At 47.1% G+C, this 23,425-nt stretch carries 17 protein-coding genes; 7 read left to right on the top strand and 10 right to left on the bottom strand.

The features are described 5' to 3' along the window. Positions 1-17 precede the first annotated feature (17 nt). The 5 genes from MKZ13_RS01310 (at position 18) to MKZ13_RS01290 (ending at position 6,861) form a co-directional block, all read left to right on the top strand. Positions 18-599, top strand: coding sequence for a VanZ family protein (locus MKZ13_RS01310; RefSeq protein WP_339181242.1), 582 nt, complete (start codon positions 18-20; stop codon positions 597-599). A 201-nt stretch (positions 600-800) separates the two neighbouring features. After that, a complete protein-coding gene (gene udk / locus MKZ13_RS01305; protein WP_036616377.1) occupies positions 801-1,433 on the top strand; it encodes a uridine kinase in 633 nt (210 codons plus the stop codon). A 111-nt stretch (positions 1,434-1,544) separates the two neighbouring features. After that, a complete protein-coding gene (gene csaA, locus MKZ13_RS01300; RefSeq protein WP_339181240.1) occupies positions 1,545-1,874 on the top strand; it encodes a chaperone CsaA in 330 nt (109 codons plus the stop codon). A gap of 332 nt (positions 1,875-2,206) precedes the next feature. Beyond that, positions 2,207-3,484 carry an S-layer homology domain-containing protein gene (locus tag MKZ13_RS01295; RefSeq protein WP_339181237.1) on the top strand — a complete coding sequence of 426 codons (1,278 nt, stop codon included), beginning with the start codon at positions 2,207-2,209 and terminating at the stop codon, positions 3,482-3,484. 437 nt (positions 3,485-3,921) lie between these two features. Further along, positions 3,922-6,861: a DUF5704 domain-containing protein gene (locus tag MKZ13_RS01290; protein WP_339181235.1), complete on the top strand. Its 2,940-nt coding sequence runs from the start codon at positions 3,922-3,924 to the stop codon at positions 6,859-6,861. 610 nt (positions 6,862-7,471) lie between these two features. Here the strand turns inward: MKZ13_RS01290 and MKZ13_RS01285 are convergent. After that, a complete protein-coding gene (locus MKZ13_RS01285) occupies positions 7,472-8,299 on the bottom strand; it encodes an AraC family transcriptional regulator (protein ID WP_339181232.1) in 828 nt (275 codons plus the stop codon). 202 nt (positions 8,300-8,501) lie between these two features. On the opposite strand from MKZ13_RS01285, the gene MKZ13_RS01280 reads away from it, so the two are divergent. Beyond that, positions 8,502-9,803, top strand: coding sequence for an alpha-glucosidase/alpha-galactosidase (locus MKZ13_RS01280; RefSeq protein ID WP_036616368.1), 1,302 nt, complete (start codon positions 8,502-8,504; stop codon positions 9,801-9,803). A 117-nt stretch (positions 9,804-9,920) separates the two neighbouring features. Here MKZ13_RS01280 and MKZ13_RS01275 read toward each other — a convergent pair whose 3' ends face one another. From MKZ13_RS01275 to ytxJ, 9 genes are all read right to left on the bottom strand, one after another. Further along, entirely contained in the window at positions 9,921-10,622 is a 702-nt protein-coding gene (locus MKZ13_RS01275; protein WP_339181228.1) for a response regulator, read from the bottom strand. 1 nt (position 10,623) lies between these two features. Next, complete coding sequence (locus MKZ13_RS01270) at positions 10,624-12,222, bottom strand: ATP-binding protein (RefSeq protein ID WP_339181226.1); 1,599 nt, start codon at positions 12,220-12,222, stop codon at positions 10,624-10,626. Further along, positions 12,223-14,562 carry a histidine kinase gene (locus tag MKZ13_RS01265; RefSeq protein WP_339181224.1) on the bottom strand — a complete coding sequence of 780 codons (2,340 nt, stop codon included), beginning with the start codon at positions 14,560-14,562 and terminating at the stop codon, positions 12,223-12,225. Positions 14,563-14,655: 93 nt separating this feature from the next. Beyond that, on the bottom strand, positions 14,656-15,216 hold the full coding sequence (gene kdpC / locus MKZ13_RS01260) for a potassium-transporting ATPase subunit KdpC (protein WP_339181222.1): 561 nt from the start codon (positions 15,214-15,216) through the stop codon (positions 14,656-14,658). Between the two features lie 61 nt (positions 15,217-15,277). Next, complete coding sequence (kdpB, locus tag MKZ13_RS01255) at positions 15,278-17,278, bottom strand: potassium-transporting ATPase subunit KdpB (RefSeq protein WP_339185282.1); 2,001 nt, start codon at positions 17,276-17,278, stop codon at positions 15,278-15,280. A 208-nt stretch (positions 17,279-17,486) separates the two neighbouring features. Continuing rightward, positions 17,487-19,160, bottom strand: coding sequence for a potassium-transporting ATPase subunit KdpA (gene kdpA, locus MKZ13_RS01250; RefSeq protein ID WP_339185280.1), 1,674 nt, complete (start codon positions 19,158-19,160; stop codon positions 17,487-17,489). Positions 19,161-19,628: 468 nt separating this feature from the next. Beyond that, positions 19,629-20,825, bottom strand: a complete 1,197-nt coding sequence (locus MKZ13_RS01245; RefSeq protein ID WP_339181220.1) for an XRE family transcriptional regulator — start codon at positions 20,823-20,825, stop codon at positions 19,629-19,631. A 32-nt stretch (positions 20,826-20,857) separates the two neighbouring features. Next, positions 20,858-21,616, bottom strand: a complete 759-nt coding sequence (locus tag MKZ13_RS01240) for a hypothetical protein (protein ID WP_017691175.1) — start codon at positions 21,614-21,616, stop codon at positions 20,858-20,860. A 110-nt stretch (positions 21,617-21,726) separates the two neighbouring features. Continuing rightward, complete coding sequence (ytxJ, locus tag MKZ13_RS01235; protein ID WP_339181218.1) at positions 21,727-22,266, bottom strand: bacillithiol system redox-active protein YtxJ; 540 nt, start codon at positions 22,264-22,266, stop codon at positions 21,727-21,729. Positions 22,267-22,486: 220 nt separating this feature from the next. Here ytxJ and MKZ13_RS01230 point away from each other — a divergent pair, with 220 nt between their 5' ends. Continuing rightward, entirely contained in the window at positions 22,487-23,341 is an 855-nt protein-coding gene (locus MKZ13_RS01230) for a hypothetical protein (RefSeq protein ID WP_339181217.1), read from the top strand. The last annotated feature ends 84 nt before the right edge of the window (positions 23,342-23,425 follow it).

Below are 23,425 nucleotides of genomic sequence, written 5' to 3'. Positions count from 1 at the left end.
ATCGAAGGAGCCATTCCATGTCCATCCAATATTCAATCTCATCTCTCATCGTACTTGGTCCGTTATTCATTCTGTTCCTGCTCGCCCTGATGCTCCATACCAGGGTGAGCAAAACCAGGTACACGGTCAGGCATTATGTGTCGATGCTTGCATTTGCCATATATATGTTGGGCGTTATGCATTTTGTATTTTTCCCTATCGACGTGAACATCGGAATCTATGCCAATCAAACGCCATGGTATCAAAGCATTCAATGGATTCCGCTCCTGACCGCGGATGCACCAAGCTTTCTCCTTAACATTGTTCTGTTTATGCCACTGGGGTTCATGCTTCCTTTCTTAAAGCCTTGGATTCATTCGATGCGAACAGCAGCATTAGCGGGATTGGCTCTAAGTATCCTCATTGAAATAACACAACTCATGCTCCGAGTATCCTTGGGCAACGCTCGCAGTACCGATCTGAACGATATAATAGCCAATACAACAGGAAGTGTACTTGGTTATGTCATCCTGAATCTGTTCACCAAAAGTTCCATCGGCCAGCGACTAATGGCCCTATGGGAGTCACCACAGGGAGTATCATCCAAAAATATGCAGTAAAATGAATATGAGCATGCATAACGCCCCTTGAAGGCAAAACATGGTCCATACACCAAGATGAAAAAAGTCGAGTGCTATGGTACAATGAAGGAATTGTGTATTCAGAGACAGACATGTGGATAAAGGCCATGAACGAAGGATTTCTGATGCGCTTTTATCCATTCATCATGCTGCCATTTTAGGGAGGCTTATGGAACAACCATGCTCATTATTGGTATCGCCGGAGGAACCGGCTCCGGTAAAACGACGGTAGCTCGCTCCGTCATAGACCGTCTGGGATCAGCTAAAGTTACGTTTATATCCCAAGACAATTATTACAAAGACCAGTCGCAGCTCACACCTGAGCAACGCCGACTCACCAATTACGATCACCCGTTTGCATTCGATAATGATCTGTTGATTGAGCATCTCACCTTGTTGAAAAAAGGCCAAGCGGCGTATGCTCCCGTATATGACTTCACCATAGATAACCGTGCTGCCAATGAGACGGTTGAACTGGCACCGAACCATATTGTCATTGTAGAAGGACTGCATGTGCTGATTGATGAACATCTTCGCAGTCTGATGGACATCAAAGTATTTGTTGATACTGATTCCGATGTGCGGATTCTACGTAGAGTACTGCGGGATATTGAAGAGCGCGGACGCACGATTCAATCCGTGTACAAACAATATCTTGAAACGGTAAAACCGATGCATGATGCTTTTATCGAGCCATCCAAAAAGTATGCCGATATCATTATTCCAGAAGGCGGACATAATGAAGTAGGTATTCAGATGTTATCCATCCTCACTGAGAAATACCTCACCGGAGAGAATTGGAACGGCGCTTAATTTTTTCAAAGCAACACAACAGAAATCCAGGTTACGAAACAGCGTAATCTGGATTTTTTGATGATTTTTCATTTATAATAGTCCCCAATAGTTGAAAGGAGGTCTACCCCTGTGGCTACTTTTGAAGAATACATGCAGCATGACATCCGGGTTGGTACCGTGGTGGAAGCCGAACCCTTCCCCAAGGCTCGCATACCCGCTATTAAAATGACGATCGACTTCGGACCACTTGGCCTGAAACGTTCCAGTGCTCAGATCACCCAGCGCTATACCCCTGACATGATCATCGGCAAACAGGTCGTTGCTGTAGTTAATTTCCCACCCCGGCGTATTGCCGGTTTTGTCTCTGAAGTACTTGTGCTTGGCGGCGTGCCTGGTGAAGGCGATGTTGTCTTACTCACACCGGATAGCCCATTGCCTAATGGAACACCGATAGCCTGACTTTATTTTGAGTAAGAAGAATAGGGCTTTTCAAATGTTTGGAAATCGAGTATTCTTGATTTATTGATTATTGATGCAACTACATATGTTGGAGACCTTAAAGCATAAGGCTATGAATCTGCGGATTCGTGGCCTTTTTTTGTTTTTTTTGAGGAAATATAGGTCTTGAGAATTAGTAACAGTTGGGTGGAGAGGAGGAAATATATTGATAAATCATACCAACAGCCTAGTTATACATGGTAGAATATTGATTATTATTACAAATTTAGTATCTAGTAGCCTGAAAAGTACATATCAAGGAGAGAAATTCACAATTGAGAGGAGTAAAATTCATGAAAAAAATGTTGATTTCCGGCGTAACGGCATTAGCTTTATTAACAGGGGGTATCGTAGGTTTTGGAGGCGTTGGGAGTTCTGTAGAAGCCGCTCAAGCTGCAACTACATTCAAGGATGTTCCTTCTACACACTGGGCATCTTCAGCAATTAATTCGGCCGTGGAACAAGGTTATTTCAAGGGGTATGCCGACGGGACATTTAAACCAAGCTCACCGGTCACCAAAGCTGAAATGGCAAGTATCCTGGGACGTTTATCCGACCAGCCTAATGCAACAACACAAGAACAAAACAATTTCACAGACATACCCGAGTGGGCAAAAAGTGGTGTCTCTACTGCTATAGCAAAAGGTTTTATCAGCCCTTCTACTTACAAGGGAAAATTGGATGCACAAGGCGCTCTTCAACGAGGCGAAATGGCTACTTGGCTGACGCAAGGGCTAACCGTGGTTGATCCTGATTACAAACAAGCACTCTCTGATGTGACGAACACCGTTGTGCCCGCAAAGGAATATTTCACAGGTAAACTCGCAAGCGCTCAAAAAAATGCAGTAGCCGTTTCCCTGGGAACAGGGCTGATGAGTGTAGCAAACGATAAAACATTTGGTGTCGATCGTACCACCACTCGAGCGGAAGTAGCTGTATTGATCGCCCGTTATGCAGCCGTTGCCAAGACAAAACCTGCCGATTTTCAGGGTCTGAATGAGCTGCGGGCGGTGGGCTTGACGGGGACGAATTTGAATATTATTGCGCCTAAGTATCAGAAAACACCAGAGAAAAAATTTTCACCCAACATGGACTACAGTGAGGTTACAGACGACTTCTCGAAAGTTCGCAATAAAAATATTATTACAGATACTAAATATGCCGATCTCAAGATAAAAAATTGGATTATTGTTAATACCTATGCGAAGGATGCGGAAAGAAGTATTTTTTACCCTGTTTTTGTAGATGAAGGATACACCCTCGTAAGAGGAGCTTATTATTCTTTTGCAGAGCTTGAATTGAGCGTGAAAAGTACTACTATGAATACACTTCAAGCCGGAAGTTTACTTAATTCGGCAACGATTAATCCCATGAACTCTCCAAATTCAAAAGCCTTTGCAGCATATGCTGGGCCTGTAATTAATGATTTCACAAAAACTAGAGGTGTATTCGCTGTTAATAATCCAGTCTACTGGAGCAGAGGACTTCTACATTTTGATAAAGAGCTGATTTCTGCTGTGAGTCTTGTGACCAAAGAAGGACCCGCTTACAGCGTAATAGCCACAGATTAGAGGGATTAAATTTGACGAGGAAAAAAGCTATTAAAAAAATGATGTTGTTCGTGTTATCACTCGTAGTACTTGTATCATCAGTAACTCAAGTCTCTGCAGGTGGAGGGCCTGGAATTAAACCTGAATTAAACACATACCATATGGAGCCTTCTACACCTGCGAAGTCACAAAAAAAGGTTATCCCTGTTGAAGGGAAAAAGAAAACTAATATAGGTGTATATATTTACCAAATTGATAATCTAAAATGGAAGGTTGATGGCCATTGCAATAACATCGAGCTAGAAAACGACCCTACCAAAAATCTTCCGGTATCTTCAACAATCTGTGTCGATCTTGATTTGAATAAAGATGTTTATATTCCGACTGAGTACTTTGATAAAGTAGGTGAATCACATTCTTCTGCGGAAATAGCTGATAAATCTAACGAACCTCACTACATGGATAATACAGCTTACTATGAGCCTGGGTTGCCCATTTTAGTTTCTGTTGAATCTTTTACAGGTCGTAACACAAAATTCACCACTCAAATTGGTGGTGCTATTTCACCTATCAAAACGGAAGAATATTCCCCATCCAAATGGAATGCTGACTATCAATTCAACACAGATTTATACTGGGGTGCTGTAGCTGAAATAACCAAAGAGATCAACCTAACCGCTGGTGGACAAATTAGCTTGAACCAGTCCAAACAACTTAATGCTACGGTCAAGACGAAAACTGGAGATGGAAACTTTGGAGCGGAGACCAATGTTAACACTGGCAGCGGTGGTACAACGACATGGGAATCATCCAATCCTGGTGTTGCTACCGTTAGTAACTCCGGAGTAGTTCAAGCAGTCAGCAGAGGAACCACAACCATTACCGTATTGTGGGAAAAGGATGATTTTGAGCTAACTACCACAACAAACATCGGTGTTGAAGAGAGCCCAGGTACTGGCGAAGGCGACGGTAACGGAGGCGGTGGAGGTTGCACACCAACGATTGGACCACCTTCTGCTGGAACCATTATGAGCATGAATGATCTCGATCCAAATACCAACGGTGTTATCAAGTCAGATAACAGAGATAATGAGACATTCAATGTGTTAAGAGGAATCCCTACTTCCGAGTCACTCTACACAAATGCCTTTGCTGACAATTATCTGTTTAAACAAGCTTGGGCGAAAATGAGCGGTAAAGTTACATACAACTGTAATGTCACAATCTCGTACGACAGAGAGTGGACAGTACCTGGACCAGAGGAATGTGATGATGATGGTTGTACTCCAGGGCCACCTGTACCCGCGAACGACACGGTACCCAAGCCATACAACTTCCAGATCACAAGAGACTACTCCTACTGGAAAATTAACAATCTGGAAGTATACAAGATCGCTAAAGCAACCATGAATAATTACGCTTTGTCCGGTGAGACCGTTACAATGAATCCAACAGGATATACACCACCAACACTGGAGTCTAAAAATGATGAATCCGTAGAAAGCCATGTACAACCAGGGCAAACCACTTCAATCTCATATACTCCACCCAAATTAACAGGTGGTTTGAACCAACCTCCCAGTGTGCCTGATGATACATCACGGTTAAAAGGAATGGCTGAATCCAACACACCTCAGAATAAAGTGAAGAATGATTTGGTGAAATTCAACAACACAACCATTATGAATGATGTGGAAGCAACCAAAGATGGGCCAACACCATCCAACATTCCTAATCCAACGACGATTGGGCGTGATGTGCTGTACAAACCGGGTAATATGATCAGCAATTCCCTGCTGAATAAAGCAAATACCACAAGCTCTGGTGAAATCTATTATGATTTGCTACCAGGTAACGTGAATGGCGGCGCCAATAAAATATTACCGATTAACGGCATCAACACGGTCACGGTACATACCCCTGTCGTCAACTACGCCTGGGTATCAGATGATCAGCCGCATAATCAGAAAACCGTACCAGACCCAACCAGTGCTGCACTCATTCTGGAACGTCCATTCATTGTGCGAATTCCCACATCGGGACAGCACTTGGACGCAGCGAGTTATCCCGGTTATGGAAATCGGGACTATGCCAAATATTTTCGAATCAAACAGGTGCAATTCCCGTTTGATGTCTACAACGCTGACCGGAGTCAGTTTATTCCTGCCAAGACATGGGTTGATATTCCGGTCAATCAACTGGACACCACATTCTATCTCCCTGTATGGGTAGACGAAGGCAAATATCACATTGTATTCCGCAATATTGCAGAGAATGCACCTGCAAACTTTACTGAGCAGCAGGATGCCAATACCAATCTGGCACATCATGTTGCAGCGGACACCGTACCAGTAGATGTCATCGGAAGGTTATATGATTTTCACGTCACTGATATCTCCGATTACAATTGGGAAAATGTATTTCGCAAGCGATTGGGTAGTCCCGAACCAACGGGCTATAGCTACTGGACCGGGATGAATAGCATTGATGGTGATCCGCGAGGTAACCTGGCTCCATTTGTATTGCCCATCCGACCAGGAAGCCATCCGGTGCAGGGATTCGCTAACGCAACTGTGAAGACGGGGTACCATTTCAAGTTCGATCTGAAGACCAAAGGCAATATGTTTGGCAAACAGGATGGTATTCGAATTACACCCACTTTTGCTTTTGTGAGTAAAGACGGGTCCTCCCGACAAGAAGTGGATCTGTACTACCATCGCGGTCAGGAACGCCTGATCCGTATCGGATCGGCACAGGATCTGGAGAAACGATTTGTTGTCCTGAACTCCCGGCTACGAAATGTACCCGGCACAGAGTTAGGCGATACAGCGCGTTATCAGTATACTTATGAACTGTCAACGGAAGAACGCAACCAGCGTACGTTGGCGGAACATATGGTTCGCCTGGTCGATCAGACTTCTCATCAAAAAACATGGGTAGGTCGTTATGACTGGATGATCCTGTCTGCTCCAATTCGGACACTCATTGGACCCAAAACGGACATTCCTTCCGGGGTCAACGTGGACCGGGCCAATGCAGCAATCCAGCGCTGGTACGGGGAGTACAGCTTACCTGCCGATGTATATGCCGTACCTAAAGGAACGGATCTTGAACCCCTTGCTCGACAAAATCAGCTGGATGAGAAATCGAATGTTTTTCTAAAGAATGGTTATATTGTGGTTAACTTCAACATGGAGAGCCTGCGGAATGGAAATACAGAGGCACCCCATCTGCAATATATTCACGCACCTCTGATGAATCAATGGCAGATGGAAGGTTTCAACAAAACGCCAACAGACAGTCAAGGCAGAACCTGGCCCCTGAAGGATGGCGATATTGTCTTTTACCATGCTGATCAGTCCAGCCGGAACGATTTTCAATCCCAGGTACCACATTAGTTTAAATCTCTCATGTCAGTACGACTGGCTAAGCAGATGTAGCCAACTGCATATGGACCGAAGAGTCTATATGCGGAGTACCTCTCCAAAATAAGACTGAATATCTGTAAAGCTATAATCACCCAATGAAGCAATCAATAATTGTATGATGGAATAGCCATGAAGTGCCAGATTAAGTATTATACAACCTGCGCAAAACTATGGTGTACTGAATGCATAGGTGCGCTGAACGACATACGATGAAGCATTCACAAGCTATTGCTTTATCACGTTCCAACTACAAACAACATACCTGTTATACAACAAAAGGGTTACCCTGAAAGTCATCTATGGACTTCTGAGGTAACCCTTCTTGCATCATTCTCATTTTATAACCTTACTTAGACTATAAAGAAAACCAGCACATCCGTGTTATCCTGACAAAGTTTCTCCAGGAGACAGGTAGGTTAGCAGGAACGTCAGGAATATTACACCGGACTTCCCTATTAAGCTTCCACCCTGACGGGCAAAGCACCAAGTTCCACATATTCAATTACACTTCTGTATCAGTATGGCGGGATGACGAATAATGATCAAAACTTTTCTTTTAAATTTGAAACACTAGATGCGTCTAATCTCGATTTCTCGAACCCTTTGGAGACACCCCCGTCACTCGCTTGAACATCTTGGAAAACAGTAATGGGTCTGTATAACCAACCGAATGTGCCACTTCACTGACCGACAGCCCTGGATTCTGAAGAAGTTCGGCTGCCCGATTCATACGGTATTCCAGGAAAAAGGACTGTAGCGACATGCCATATCGCTCTTTGAACAATCCCGACAGATACGTGCGATCCAGCCCCACGGCGTGGGCAATATCCAGAATGGAGGTCCGCTGGCTGTACCTGTTCTCCATAAACTGAACTGCCTGCCTGATGTACTCTTCTTTGTTCGAAAGAAGCTGTCCCTCCTCTTCCTCTACCGGTGACGATGAGATCAACTCCGCTATCAAGCGGTACAAGAGACTCTGGTTCAACACATCGCCTCCCGGACGCATGGAAGCCTGAACCATCTCCGTATACAAGTGTTCCATTGTAGTCGTATCACGGGCATCATACACTGGATGCTCCGGGCTCAATCGGGCACGTTGCATGAATGCCTTGGCTTGCACACCTTTGAATCCAAACCACGAATACGTCCAGGGATCCTTTGGGTCTGCCTCATAATGAATAAGCGTGTCCGGAAGTATGACAAAACCCTGTCCCTGAGTCAACTTGTATTCTTGGTCCCCCATGTACACAATCCCCCGTCCTTCATGGATGTAGTGCACAATGTAAGAATCACGTACACCTGGTCCCCAATAATGCGCAGGATCACATGCCTCCCACCCGAAAAACAACAAAATCAGCTCCATCTGTGTCCAGCCTGCGGGAACCACATTCATCTCAATGCGACTCATTTTTCGCCCTCCATCCTGACTTCGTTCCGCTTATCTCTTCATTAAGACTATTTATATTATAACAGCTAAATTGCTTCCATATTAGTTGAAAGCGGGAACAAAAATGGGATTATGACATGTTTGAAAGGGTTTGAGCCATAGTTATATGTGCCGAATCGGCCTATAGTTGGGGTACAACATTTTTCAGGGAGGCTAAACTTAAATGAATAAAATTACGTTCCTCGGTGCAGGCAGCACCGTCTTTGTTAAAAATGTATTGGGTGATGTCATGATGACCGAAGCACTGCAAGATTTTGAGCTGGCATTGTTCGATATCGATGCTGAACGCTTGAGTGATTCAGAGCGTTTGTTGACCAGTCTGGCCCGTTCACTCGGAAGTCGTTGCGTCGTGAACGTATATCATGACCGCAAAGAAGCGCTGCGCGGGGCCAAATATGTCATCAACGCCATCCAGGTCGGTGGATATGATCCATGTACCATTACGGACTTCGAGATTCCGAAGAAATACGGACTGCGTCAAACGATTGCAGACACACTCGGTATCGGCGGAATTTTCCGTAACTTGCGGACGATTCCGGTCATGCTGGATTTTGCCCGGGATATGCAGGAAGTATGTCCGGATGCATGGTTCCTGAACTATACCAACCCAATGGCCGTGCTTACTAACGTCATGAACGTACATGGTGGGATCAAAACCGTAGGATTGTGTCATAGCGTGCAGGTATGTGTACCGCATCTTTTTGATGCACTGGGGATCGATCAGACGGGTGTCGTAGCCAAAATTGCAGGCATCAACCACATGGCGTGGCTGCTCGAAGTTACCAAAGACGGGCAGGATCTGTACCCCGAGATCAAACGTCTGGCGAAGGAAAAACAGAAGGAACAGCATGACGACATGGTTCGTTTTGAGCTGATGCAGCGTTTTGGCTATTATGTAACGGAGTCCTCCGAGCACAATGCTGAGTACCACCCTTACTTCATCAAACGGAATTACCCGGAGCTAATCGAACGCTTCAACATTCCACTGGATGAGTACCCACGCCGCTGTGTGAACCAGATTGAAGGCTGGAAAGAGATGCGTACCAAACTGTTTGCCAGCGAAAATATTGAACATACCCGCAGCCGTGAATACGCATCGCATATTATCGAAGCGATGGAGACGAATAACCCGTACAAGATTGGCGGAAACGTTATGAACAACGGACTGATCACCAACCTGCCTCGCGAGGCTTGTGTTGAGGTACCTTGTTTGGTCGATGGATCAGGAATCAGCCCTACGTACATTGGGGATCTGCCTCCACAACTCGCGGCACTAAACCGGACAAACATCAACACGCAACTGCTGACGATTGAAGCGGCAATCACTGGCAAAAAAGAACATATCTATCATGCCGCCATGCTTGATCCACACACAGCTGCAGAACTGTCTATCGATGACATCGTAGCCATGTGTGATGAGTTGATTGAGGCTCACGGCGACTGGTTGCCAAAATACACGTCATAATATAAAAGCACCGTTTCCTTTGCTGTTAAAGGGGACGGTGCTTTGTTCGTTCCATGGCGCTCATCTGCATAATGGCGCATCAAATCATTTATCAGAAATGTCTCGCCCCCTTAAACCTTATTCGGCAGGGAGCAAAAAGCGATAACCAATGCCAGGCTCCGTCTGAATATATCGTGGATTCGTTGGATCTTCATTTAATTTTTTACGCAGATGTCCCACATATACCCGAAGATAATGGCTGTCGGACTCATGATGATGCCCTCCCCATACTTGCTGCAAAAGCTGACGCTGGGTGATGATCTTCCCTGCATTGGAGGCAAGCACCTTCAGCATCTCATATTCCGTTGGGGTTAATTTGACCAAAGTTCCCTCCAGTTCGACCTGCCTTTGGGCCAGATCAATCGTAAGTGATCCGAAGCGCAATATGGGCTCATCTGTCGTTTTGGCTACATGACGCAGCGCCACCCGAATACGGGCGACCAACTCACCCATCCCGAATGGTTTGGTTACATAATCATCTGCACCACCATCCAACGCGGTAATTTTGTCTCCCTCCTGATCCTTCGCTGTCAGCACAATAATCGGTACCTGTGACCATTCGCGAATCCGGCGAAGGACCTCCATACCGGACATGCCCGGCAAACCAAGATCAAGGATAATCAGATCCGGATGGACAATACTGGCCTGAATAACACCCTCTTCGCCATCCCCACACTCGTTGAGTTCGAATTGGTGTGCCTGAAGGGTGACCTTGAGCAATTTGCGAATCTGCGGCTCATCATCGATCACCAGTATGCGAGCCCCTAGTGGTACGTTCATGTTATTCTTCAACCTCTCCTTGTTCTGAATAGGGAAAGCGCGGTCCGTGAGCCTCCATAGGGATATCTATGCGTATTCTCGTTCCTCCGCCCGAATTCGACTCTGCTACTATGGTACCTCCATGGACCTCCACAATGCCTTTGCATATTGCCAGACCAAGCCCCGTCCCGGTGACATGCTGAGTCGACTCTGAGCGATAGAACTTATCAAATATACGTATTCTTTCCGCTTCCGGTATACCGATACCTTGATCAGCCACCATGATCGTCAATTGACTTGGACTCTTGTCACTCGTCACAGTGATGACAATCCGGCTCTCATCAGGCGAATATTTGATGGCGTTGCTGACGATATTGACCAGTACCTGCTCCAGCAATACTTCATCTCCGTAAATGAACACCGGATCATCAGGAAGTTCAACTTGAATGTTACGATGGAGACTGAATTCCCGAACCTGTGTCAGTACAACGCTGATTATATCTTCCACGTCACACCATTTCCGGTTCAGTTGCAACATACCGCTCTCCAGCCGAACCATACCCAGCAGATTCGTGACGAGACGATTCATGCGCAATGCTCCATCCCGAATGTTGCCTGTTAATTCTCTCCGATCCTCGGGTGTAAAAAGAGTATCATTCTCCAACAATCCCGTAGCCGAGCCGATAATGGCGGTTAGGGGCGTACGCAATTCATGAGAGACAGAATCCAGCAACGCTGTGCGTATGCGCTCTGATTCGGCAGTGATCTGCGCCAATCTTGCCTCTTCCGCCAGCTTCACTCGGGCAATGGCACCTGCGGCCAGTCCGCCGCATGCCTCCAACAGACGAAGCTCTTCTTGCTGCTCATGAACCTCACCAGCGTCCATGCTCACGGCGAGCACGCCATGAATCTGCTCCTCTGTGCGTAGCGGCACGTAAAGTCCGGTAGATTCCCGCAAAGTGGATGATCCCTTGCCGGCGATTTGTCCGTGAAGATATACCCATTTGGCAATGGCAATCTCCGACTCCCCATTCCCCCACCCATCCTTATCTCCTTCTGATGCGGAAGAGCTTGTAACCAGCAGATCACCCTGTTTATCTGGAAGATACACAGCGGCCGGCTTACCCAGGGTAAGCGATACTTGGGTTGCAATATTAACCAGCAACGTATTCAGATCCGTAATGGCTGTCATCTGACGACTCAATGCGTACAGGGAGTTAGTCGTAGCTTCACGTGCTTTTACCATCTCCAGCTGTTGTCGCAATCGACCTGCAAGACTGGCTGTCAGGATTGCCACCGCAAGATACACAACAAAGGAGATGAGATATCTCAAATCCTCAACCGTGAAGCTCAGATATGGCGGTACAAAAAAGAAGTCAAACATAATGACGCTAATACTCGCAGCATATACAGCTGGTCCCATTCCCCAGTACACGGCACTCACCAAGACGGGAAACAGGTATACAAGCCCAACATTAACCAGATCACCACTCATGCCGATGGCATGAAACAGCAAAGTTAGCAGCGTCACCCCGAGGGTCACCCATACATATGCATATGCCGGAACCCTTTTCCCATGGGCTGCCGGCGTTTCTTTTTTTATTCGTTCAGACAAAATCATTCACATCCCGCTCAGTTCATAATCATAATCTGCAACGATTAATACATCCAGATGTCGCGACAAGTGTACTAGTCGGTTGACCACCGAACCTGAGCCGCGGTGGCCATTCAGCCACCACACCCTTCTTGCCTGCCCGACTACCAGCTGGGTTGCTCTCGCCTCCGATGCCTTTCTTGCCAAAATCCCAGGTACATCCCGCAGCTTTGGACTGTGGTGGATGTGAAATTGACCGCCAAGCCGAATCGTCAGTTGTTCCAAGGATTCCAGATGGCATTTTACTTCGTCACTCATGGACTCACCGATGTGGATATGGTGTACATGCCAGATGGCTTTTAGACGAAAAGCCATGCGGAATCCACGTCGGATCAGCCGCTCGGCATGACGATCACTGCTTACACATACAAAGACTGCTTCCTGTCTGCGCCAAGGTCCTCGAAGTGCAATTTTGGCCTGCTGTGCTTCAAGCCGTTCATCGACATCGTCCGCCAGTTCACGCAGAGCAAGTTCTCGCAAGGCAATCAGATTACCGATTTTGAAGAAATTCGCAAGGGCTTGCTCGACCTTGGCAGTTGCATAGATTTTACCCTCCCTCATGCGCTGCCGCAAGGCCTGGGGTGCCACATCAATCAACTGTACCTCATCCGCCATCTGAATGATCCGATCGGGTACGGTCTCGCGGACACGAACACCTGTAATATGTTCAACGGCATCATTCAGACTTTCGAGGTGCTGTACGTTCATTGTGGTAATCACCGAGATGCCTGCATTCAGCAGGAGCAGAACATCCTCATAACGCTTTTGCCGAACACTCCCGGGTACATTCGTATGCGCCAGTTCATCCACAAGCACCACTTCTGGGCAAAGATGCAGAATGGCTTCCGTGTCCATCTCTTCCAGACAAGTTCCCTGATAAACGCGCTTCGCGCGAGGGATCACAGACAGGTGGCCCATCTGCTCCACAGTTTCCGCCCGCCCATGTGTCTCCAGCAAGCCGATCTGCACATCGATGCCCTTGCGGAGCAAGTCATTGCCTTCCCGCAGCATCATGTAGGTTTTGCCTACACCTGGTGCGGCTCCGATATATATTTTGAATGTGCCGCGCTGAATCTGACCAATCTGTTCCTTCATTTCCTGCTCGCTTAGTCTGCGGTATGTCAGTGACTCCACATCGTTAACTTTAGCCGGAACCACACGTTCACCCTCCCGGGCCGCTCGATCAGCAACCAGAAACAGGTCGACACCACGTAATCTGCGCAGCAGCGAGTTAACAACGGGCCCTTGCCACAGTTCCTGCCAGCGTGTACGCCGGGAGTGTCCCATCACAATGCGGGTAATCTGGTGCTCCATTGCGTAACGCGCCAGCGTAGATGGGATGTTGCGACGGTGTAATATAGACAACTCCTCCATATGGCCGCCAAACTTCTCTACCAGCTTCATCATATTGCGCCGAAATACGGTTGCCTCCTTGGTTAATGGCTGCTTCATATTCCGGAAAACAACGGCGCACAAATCACCATTCAGCCGTTTGGCAATCTGTTGCCCACGCCAGATATAGATGGAGCCATTCCAGTGATATTGTGTAGACACCAGAATCCGTTCCATGATGCCTGTTGTGACGGTAATTCCCATCTCCTCTCGATGCTCACGCAGGGATTCATTCACCCCTTCCGCAACCAATCTCAGGGCCAGTTCGCGCAGAATACCCAGATTGCCTTGACGGAACAGAGCTTCTCCCTCATGCCCCTTCAGATGACCTTCTGCCAGACGGCTCAGTATGGTTTCCGGCGTGACATCAATCAACTTCACTTCATCCGCAAGCTCCAATGTATCGGCAGGTACCGTATATTCTGCTGCGATCCCCGTAAGTTGCCGTGCCAGCTCTGTATAGCCTTCCAGCTCATACACATTCACCGTTGTCATGACACTGATGTTGTTTCGGAGCAAGAACTGAATGTCCTCCAGCCGGGTAGCATAGCGAGCGCCTTCTCTGTTGCGATGTGCCAAACCATCCACCAGCACAACCTCCGGATTACGCGCTAATAGTGCATCCAAGTTCAGATCCTTCATCTCTACATCATCACTCCGGCGCACCCAGTGAATGCTTGGAATTCGTTCGAGTGCGCCAAGCTGCTCCACCGTTTCCGGTCTGCGCATCGTCGAGACGGCGCAGCTGACCACATCAATGCCCTGCTCACGCAACGTATTCCCTTCTCGTAACATGTGATACGTTTTGCCCGATCCGCTGACTGGGCCGATGTAGATTTTGAGCGTACCCTGCTGCAGCTTCGTAATCATCTTCAGCATCTCTTCCGGTGATTTGCGCTTGAAGCTGTCTTCCATCCGTCCATCTCCCCCCTTTCCTTTAAAAATACGATGAAAAAATGGAGAAAGCCCCTCCCGATATATCGTGAGCAGGCTAATTACATTCGTCCTTTATTTTAGTTCTGCTGTCAGCGCCAGATTCAGAGCCGTTACATTCACACGCGGCTCCCCGAATATCCCCATCTGACGGCCTTCCGTATGCTCATTTACAATTTGCATAAGCTGCTGTTCACTAATTCCCGTAGCTTCGCTAATGCGCGGGATCTGCACCTCAGCAGCTTCAGGAGACAGATCCGGGTCAAGTCCGGAACCTGAACCCGTCACGAGATCAGCGGGGATCTGCTGCAGTCCCGGGTTTCCCTGTCTAAGCTGAGCAATCTTTTCCTTCATCTCGCCGATATACTCCTCTGAAGCTACGGCGCGATTCGAACCGGCTGAAGCCGTTGGGTCATAACTGGCATTCGATGCCCGGGGCTGGAACAGCCCCGGCGATTGGATTTCCTGTGCCAGCAGTGACGAGCCGATGATTTTCTCATCTTGCGTAATCAGACTTCCATTCGCCTGCGCAGGAAAGAGAAGCTGGGCTACGCCAGTCGTTACGAGCGGGTAGATTAGGCCGCATATCAGCATAAGCACGACGGATAACCGTATAGCGGGCAAGAACATGTTCATACAGATCACTTCCTGAATTCATTAGGATAAAAGAATAATGTTGATAAGCGTTGTTATCTCGTTAAAGAATTCCTGACAGAACCAAGTCAATCAGCTTAATGCCGATAAAAGGTACAATCACACCGCCTACGCCATAGATAAACACATTGCGCCCGAGCAGCCTTTCGGCTGACATCGCCCGGTACTTAACCCCTTTCATCGCAATGGGAATAAGCAGTGGAATAATAATAGCGTTGAAGATCAGCGCCGAAAGGATCGCAGACTGCGGTGAAGCCAGATTCATAATGTTCAGAGCCTGAAGCTGCGGCATAGCGAGGATGAACATGGCTGGAATGATGGCAAAATACTTCGCGATATCATTGGATATCGAAAAGGTTGTGAGCGCGCCGCGTGTAATCAGCAACTGTTTGCCAATGGAGACGACCGACAATAGCTTGGTCGGGTCGGAATCCAGGTCAATCATATTAGCCGCTTCTTTGGCCGCCATGGTGCCCGAATTCATCGCCAGGCCCACATCGGCCTGCGCCAGAGCAGGAGCATCATTCGTACCATCGCCCGTCATAGCGACGAGTTTGCCCTCCTGCTGCTCTTTTTTGATCGCCGCAATCTTGTCCTCGGGCTTCGCTTCGGCAATAAAATCATCCACGCCCGCTTCCAGCGCTATGGTCGCTGCGGTCAGTGGATTGTCGCCTGTACACATAATGGTCTTGATGCCCATGGCGCGCATCTCAGCGAACTTCTCTTTCAGCCCTGGCTTCACAGTGTCTTTCAGATAGATCACACCATAGATTCGTTCATCGATAGCCACAGCAAGCGGCGTGCCTCCAGCCTTCGCAATACGATTTGCAATCTCATCCAGATCATCGGGTATGCGACCTCCTTCGGAAGCAATATAACGTTTGATCGCATCCACGGCACCTTTACGAATCTTCATACCGTTACTCAGATTGAGACCGGACATCCGAGTCTCTGCTGTGAATTCCACATTTTCCGCATTCGCATACTCCGTCTCAGACCAGCTCTGACCTTGTTTACCTGCCAATTCCACAACAGAGCGTCCCTCCGGGGTCTCATCCCACACAGAAGCCTGTAAAGCAGCTTGCGTCATCTCTGACGAAGTAATGCCCTGAACTGGAATGAATTCAGATGCCATGCGGTTTCCGTATGTGATCGTCCCCGTTTTGTCCAAAATCAACGTATCGATATCCCCGGCCGCTTCTACCGCTTTACCCGACATGGCGAGCACATTGAACTGCGTAACACGGTCCATCCCGGCAATACCAATGGCAGACAGTAATCCACCAATTGTGGTTGGGATCAGGCAGACGAGCAGTGCAATCAGAGTCGCCAGATCCAGTCGAATACCCAGGTAACTCGCCATCGGAACCATTGTCAGAATGACGATCAGAAAGATCAAGGTTAATACGGCGAGCAGGGTTGTCAGCGCAATTTCATTGGGTGTTTTCTGGCGCTGTGCACCCTCAACCAGAGAGATCATCCGGTCAAGGAATGACTCACCCGGATCGGTCTGAACACGCATGACGATATAATCGGACACGACGCGGGTACCCCCGGTAACCGAGGAGAAATCGCCTCCTGCCTCCTTGATAACCGGTGCGGATTCTCCCGTAATGGCCGATTCATCAATGGAGGCCAAACCTTCTGTAATTTCACCGTCCGTTGGGATCAGTTCACTGACTTCCACGCGGACCATATCGCCTTTTTTCAACTGGGTCGAAGACACTTGCCGGATTGTTCCATCCTTCTGCACCAGATTGGCCAAGGTGTCCGACTTCGTCTTGCGTAACGTATCCGCCTGCGCCTTACCTCTGCCTTCTGCAAGTGCCTCCGCGAAGTTAGCGAACAGCAGTGTGAACAGCAAAATGAAAAACACGGCGATGTTGTACCCGCGTCCAGCCTCGGATGCGGCGAATAGATCGGGATTAATGCATAATAAGAGCGTAATGAATGTACCTACCTCGACAATAAACATGACCGGATTTTTGATCATGACCACCGGATTTAGCTTTTTGAACGCATCCAGTGAAGCCTGAAGTATCATATCCTTGCTTAACGACCGTTTCGATCCAGGATCACGTTGAATATTACCGCGATTGTTGCCCGGCTCATTGCCCTTCGATCTGAACATTTCTGTATCCATGTGTTGCATCGTCTGTTCCTTCTTTCGTTCAACTGCATTCATCGTGCACTGCCACCTCCATGCGTTACGTCCTTGCGCCCAATTCCTCTGTCTGTCCCTGTTATAACCCTCATTGAATCATCGCCAGATGCTCTGCAATCGGTCCAAGAGCAAGCGACGGGAAGAACGTAAGCGCGCCGACAACAACGATCATCATGACCAAGATGCCAGCAAATAAAGGCGTGTGTGTACGCAGCGTACCTGTAGTTACCGGTACAACCCGTTTCGTAGCGAGTGAACCCGCTATGGCCAGCATGGCGATCATCGAAACGTACCTTCCCAGCAGCATAACGATACCAATTACGATGTTGTAAAAGTCTGTATTGGCATTTAGTCCGGCAAAGGCCGATCCATTATTGGCTGCACCTGAGGCAAAAGCATAGAGAACTTCAGTCAGGCCATGCATGCCCCCGTTCGAGATGGATACAATGGCTTCAGGCCGCATAAGCGCGAGTGCCGTTGGCGCAAGAATAATCAAAGGATGAATGAGCAACGCAATGGATGCGAGCTTTACCTCTTTCCCCTCGATTTTTTTGCCCAGAAACTCAGGTGTTCGTCCCACCATTAATCCACAGATAAACACAGCCAGAATCACATACAACAGTCCGTTGATTAGCCCTACTCCTTTGCCACCAAACACGTTATTGAGCATCATCTGAGCCAGTGATACCATGCCTCCAAGTGGAGTGAGCGACTCGTGCATATTGTTGACCGAACCTGTTGTAGCCGCTGTCGTGACTGCCGTGAATAAAGCCGATTCGGGTATGCCGAATCTGACCTCTTTCCCCTCCATATTGCCTTGAAGACCCACTGCATCCAGCGCAGGTACACCGCGATATTCGGAGACAAATACGGTGGTCAACATCACAAGGAAAAGAAAACTCATCGCTGCGAACAATGCCCAACCCTGCTTCCGGTTATTGACCATCAAGCCGAAGGCGTATACCAGTGCAGTGGGTAACAGCATCATACAGACGATATGCACCAGATTGCTCAGGGCCGTCGGATTCTCGAATGGATGTGCAGCATTGGTTCCAAACCAGCCACCACCGTTGGTGCCAATGTGTTTGATCGACTCCAGTGAGGCGACCAGTCCACGTGAAATGGTCTGCTGCGCGCCTTCCAGCGTGGTTGCGTTCACCGCTCCCGCAAGCGTCTGAGGCACACCCTGGAACACGAGGAACAGAGCCACGATGAAGCTCAGCGGTAAAAAAATACGTGTAATCGACCGTACAAGGTCGACGTAAAAATTTCCCAGTTCATCCCGGCGGCCTATCAGCCCGCGAATGAACGCAATAGCCACCGCGAATCCGGTCGCTGCGGACGTAAACATCGGGAACGTCACGGCCAGCATCTGTGACAGATACGACAGGGCGTTCTCGCCCGTATAAGACTGCCAGTTCGTGTTGGTCATAAAGGATACCGCCGTATTAAATGCTTGCGCCGCTGGCATATTGCCGATCCCATCCGGGTTAAGTGGCAAATACTTTTGCAGCCGCAGCACCAGAAACATCAATACCAACATTACAAAGTTGGAGAGGAGAACCGCCGTAAGGTACTTTTTCCACCCCATGGATTCGTTCTCGCGTACTCCCATCACGCGATAGAGCAGTCGTTCCGGCCCGCCAAAAACCCGATCCAGCCCCGTTCGCTGTCCATCGAACACGTTCACTACATATTTCCCCACCGGTTTAACCAACAGCAGGATGATCAGTAGCGTCACTGCTACTTGCACTACACCGATACCCATATCCGCATTTCCTCCCTATTCGACGTTCCCTTGTTCCCGTATTACGCACATCGCCAGCATCAGAATTTCTCCGGCTTCACCAGCACATAACCGAGATAAATCACCAGTGCGAGCACAATCATGCCGATGACAATCATCTGGCTTCCCCCTCTCTACCCTCAAGCCTTCTCGCAGAATTTCAAGAATCCCCAAAATACCCCAAACAGCAGCACCACCAATCCAATCATCGTGGCATCATTTACCATGCACCCTTCCTCCCTCTCTCTACCGTTCTCTGCACCTGCTACATGTAAAATCGTAATACGAAACGCTGTAAAAAAGGGGTAAAGAAATACCTCCACAGGTGTAAAAAAAGCGTAAAAAAGACCCGATCTCCTCAGCAATGGGCTGAAAAGAACGGGTCTATCATCATTTTTATACGGAGCACTCCATTACGTGTCAATCTATTACCTACCCGTCATTTCAAGAACTGCGTGTAGGCATTTCCCTAACATTTTGAATACTAGTTTGTGGCTTCTTCGTCATGTACTTGTTAAAAAAGTCGGTGTTTATTCCTGTCATATGATGAAAGAAGGAAGTTTCCGCTTTCCAATCCTCCTCAATCATATAACGAATATCCACAAGACCTTTATTGGAAAGCAGGTCAATAATGGTTTTAATTCGCATCGGCTTTTGAAGTGGAATCTCCCTGTCGAAAGGCTCCTTTTCCAGATATCCTCTTCGGTGCATCGCCGCATAGAAATTACGATGATCTTTAGCTTCCATCATTCCTAGATGTGCTGCTCTGTATCCCAGCACTTGTAGGGAAGTCTTCCATTTATTTTTCAAGTCAAGATATTGATCGGGATTCGTCTTATAAGTGATATCATTCATGTCCGATGAAAACTCTTCTTCGGGCAATAAAAATGCACCCGCAAACAGATTAGCTTCATTTTCAATCAATTTGTGTTCTTTTCGGTCCAGATTGACAAATTCAAGACGATAATGAAGCAACAAATGACCAAGCTCATGTGCAATATCGAAATTCCTACGAACCGCAGAACGTTTGATGTTGCCCAGTATGATAAACGGACGATCATTTCGTGTCCAAAGGCTGTACGCATCAATTTCTTCACCAATCGCTTTTTCAAAAACATATACACCACTTTTTTCGATCCGGAACATCAGGTTCTCATTCGTGGATGGCTCCATATTCAGCCGTTGTCTCGCAAGATGGGCAACATAATGGATCTGAGTCGTACGATCATCGTCTGTATGGTTCATATACTCAATTGCCTCTTCCCGCAATTGGATAATATTCAGTGTGGGAAGGCTGATCTGAGCGGTAATATAATTAATGAACGTGTCCAGATATTCTACATGCTTTGCTTCTGTCTGTGTCTTGGATATCACATTCATCACTTTCGAACGATAGGCAATGTTCATAACATCAATGTTGGCTGCGTTATTACGCTGTGTAAGCATATCTTTCGTATAAAAATACTTACTTTTCACACTGAAAATGCGTTTCAACTCATTCACAATTGGCACCTTCGGAGAGGTATACGCATTTTCATATTGCCAGACTGCTTGTTCTGTCACACCTAATTGTTCGGAGAGCTGTTTTCTCGAATACCCATGCATGATCCGCAAATTGGTCAAATTTTCACCAACGAACATGCTGCTCCCTCCTTACTGAACGACACAGGGAATCACCCCCGCTGTTCTCCTTCCAAAATTTCAATATCATAAGCTGCCGGATCAACGATATCTTCCACATCAGGCGTAAGCGCCTCCCGTTCACTATCATCCAGTTCAGCACCAGAGATGAGGTCCGATAAATCTTCTATAAAATAAGCAATATTATCATGCGGATTAGGCAGATAATGCTGAACCTTCGAAATTTGGTATGCATCATCAATAGCATAAGTGAGTATATGAAACTCATTATATGTAGATGCAAGATGTTCAAGTTCTTCTTTCACACGGCTGACCTGACTCTCTGAGATTGGAAAAGAAAGTTGCTCAACCCTCTCCAACTCACCATGTTCATTACGGCGTGGTTGAATCAAAGAAAATTCCAGATCGTTATTAATCTTGGAGAGATCGTGTAAATAGGTACGGAAAGCACCTTTGTTGTCAACGCCCGTAGGTAGCTTGGCACTGGAAAAACTATTCTCATTAAAGTAGGCTGCGTTCTTTATCAGAAACAGAACTTTTGATTCTTCATGTGTGAACTGGAGATAATCCCATGTTAAACCTGCTTTGGATTTCTTGTGAGTGAATCCTTGTTCACCACAATAATCTGCGATTTTGCTCTCAATAAAATTTCCCTTTGTCCAGGCAAAGGCTGAACTAATCTTCATGTTTCTCTTCCGATCTTTACGGTGATCAATATATTCGCGGTATCCTTCAACAATAGCATCAACAAGCATCTGACTATGTTCCGACTTGAACTTATATTGTTCCATATAGATCACTCCGATTCATAAATATGAAGACAAGTTATATTTTAATCGAAGTTCGTGTGCAAAGATATGATTTTTTTTGATATTTTTAAAGTAAACCTATCTCATACACTTCATCCAAATGGGTTCTGTGCCCACTGCAGTAATCTCTTTTTTGTGATTTTGCCATGAGAGGTATGCTTGACGACTAGTCCCTGATCGAGCAGAAGTACCTGGGGTGACTCATGGTGAACCTCTGTCTCTTCCGCAATATGGCGGGACAACGAGCGATTTTCAATCACTTTGACGATGCGGTAATCCATAGGCTGTTTGGGATCTGATGCATGGGTGCCTACAAACGCCATAAACTCTCTGTACGCTCTCGCACTGGTCGGACAAGTTGTGCTGTGTTTCAGGATAAGGACCGGATGAGCCTGCGAGCGATGAAGTGCATCTTCCCAGTCATCCGTTTTGTGCAATTCACGGACATGTTCGCTGAGCATATGTTCCGAGTCTGACCCTGCACGTTTGCTAACCACCGAACCAATCACAATGCCAAGCGCCAAGCCAAAAGCAATCCCGAGTCCAAGCTGCTGCGTAGCCGTACCAATACTGACTCCCATAGCCATTCCTATAGCAAGCCATACGGCTTGATGATTTACTTTTTTCTTCATGCAGATCTTCCCTTCCTGAAATATGTATATCAAGGCAACCTTCCCACCCTATATTCTGATCAAATTATAGCATAGGCCTCTGTGAGCAATCGTTAATAATCTTCATCTCCGGGTACAGATTTCAGTGATTGGATTTATGCAAAATGCTCATTTGTGATACACTGGTTGTAATTTGGAAACGATGAACATGAAGAATGGATTGGAAGGGCGGAAATTCCATATGACATACGCATTTATGATTGAACCGCAGGATTTTATTGCGCTGGATAACGAAGACGAGCTGATTGAGAAATGTCAGGAGTGGGGCTTGCTTTCCGGTAAAGCAACCAAACTCAAAACGTTCTATTATAAAGGAAACGGATTAAACATGCCGTGCACTATCATTGGATATGTGGATCACATGGCAGCTGTTATTCAACTGGATAATGGGCAAAAGCATTGTATTCACCCGTCTTATCTGAAGGAAATGCAAGCTTCCAGTTACAGCGCCAGAAGCATAAGTAATGCCGGGTCAGATCGAAGCACAGAATCGACAACTTCGGATACAGTTGCACCAGTCGCTGCTGATGTTACACCAACTCCAGATACCCTGGTAAACCCGGATGAAATGCCGGTGGATCTGGATGATTCGGACGATACGGACACAGATGAATTCTCCTCTGGGCTGAAGGGTGATCCGGATGGGTTAGTAGAAGAGTATGTTGGACCTCAGTCTGGGGCAGCCAGTGAAGCCAAACCCAAAGCCAAAACAGCGAGCAAAGCTAAGAGCGTCAAGATTGATCTGCCCGAAGGCAAAGTGAAGATGAGTGCCGTTGTCAAAGAGTTTACCACCGTACCGAATCACTTCTCGGACAATGACGATGAAGTCATCATATATGAAGCAGTTACCATTACGGAGCCAGACGTCATCGATGTTGGGGAAGCCTGGTCAAGCCATAGTGCCACCGTTAAGAAACAGGAACTGGAAGTGGGAGATGTCATTACGTTTGAAGCAAAAATTATCAAGAAGAAGCTGACACGTAACCCGGTTCCCTATAAAATCAACAATCCTTCCAAGATTCAGAAGGAAGATTAATCAAGGAAGATTAATCACGATTCATTACAAAAAAGCAAAAAAAACCTCCACAACTGCTCAAAGCAGACCGCGGAGGTTTTTGCC

Source organism: Paenibacillus sp. FSL R5-0701, from assembly GCF_037973995.1.
GTDB lineage: Bacteria > Bacillota > Bacilli > Paenibacillales > Paenibacillaceae > Paenibacillus.
Note: the sequence above shows the minus strand (reverse complement) of the source record. Positions and strands in the feature narration are given on the sequence as shown.

What these genes read in the sequence shown, in the direction of transcription:
- MKZ13_RS01310 (WP_339181242.1), top strand. Translation starts at nt 18, where the DNA reads ATGTCCATCCAATATTCAATCTCATCTCTCATCGTACTTGGTCCGTTA.
- MKZ13_RS01295 (WP_339181237.1), top strand. Translation starts at nt 2,207, where the DNA reads ATGAAAAAAATGTTGATTTCCGGCGTAACGGCATTAGCTTTATTAACA.
- MKZ13_RS01240 (WP_017691175.1), bottom strand. Translation starts at nt 21,616, where the DNA reads ATGGAACAATATAAGTTCAAGTCGGAACATAGTCAGATGCTTGTTGAT.
- MKZ13_RS01290 (WP_339181235.1), top strand. Translation starts at nt 3,922, where the DNA reads ATGGATAATACAGCTTACTATGAGCCTGGGTTGCCCATTTTAGTTTCT.
- MKZ13_RS01265 (WP_339181224.1), bottom strand. Translation starts at nt 14,562, where the DNA reads ATGGAAGACAGCTTCAAGCGCAAATCACCGGAAGAGATGCTGAAGATG.
- MKZ13_RS01285 (WP_339181232.1), bottom strand. Translation starts at nt 8,299, where the DNA reads ATGAGTCGCATTGAGATGAATGTGGTTCCCGCAGGCTGGACACAGATG.
- MKZ13_RS01245 (WP_339181220.1), bottom strand. Translation starts at nt 20,825, where the DNA reads ATGTTCGTTGGTGAAAATTTGACCAATTTGCGGATCATGCATGGGTAT.
- MKZ13_RS01230 (WP_339181217.1), top strand. Translation starts at nt 22,487, where the DNA reads ATGACATACGCATTTATGATTGAACCGCAGGATTTTATTGCGCTGGAT.
- udk (WP_036616377.1), top strand. Translation starts at nt 801, where the DNA reads ATGCTCATTATTGGTATCGCCGGAGGAACCGGCTCCGGTAAAACGACG.
- MKZ13_RS01275 (WP_339181228.1), bottom strand. Translation starts at nt 10,622, where the DNA reads ATGAACGTACCACTAGGGGCTCGCATACTGGTGATCGATGATGAGCCG.
- kdpB (WP_339185282.1), bottom strand. Translation starts at nt 17,278, where the DNA reads ATGATACTTCAGGCTTCACTGGATGCGTTCAAAAAGCTAAATCCGGTG.
- ytxJ (WP_339181218.1), bottom strand. Translation starts at nt 22,266, where the DNA reads ATGAAGAAAAAAGTAAATCATCAAGCCGTATGGCTTGCTATAGGAATG.
- MKZ13_RS01270 (WP_339181226.1), bottom strand. Translation starts at nt 12,222, where the DNA reads ATGATTTTGTCTGAACGAATAAAAAAAGAAACGCCGGCAGCCCATGGG.
- MKZ13_RS01280 (WP_036616368.1), top strand. Translation starts at nt 8,502, where the DNA reads ATGAATAAAATTACGTTCCTCGGTGCAGGCAGCACCGTCTTTGTTAAA.
- kdpC (WP_339181222.1), bottom strand. Translation starts at nt 15,216, where the DNA reads ATGAACATGTTCTTGCCCGCTATACGGTTATCCGTCGTGCTTATGCTG.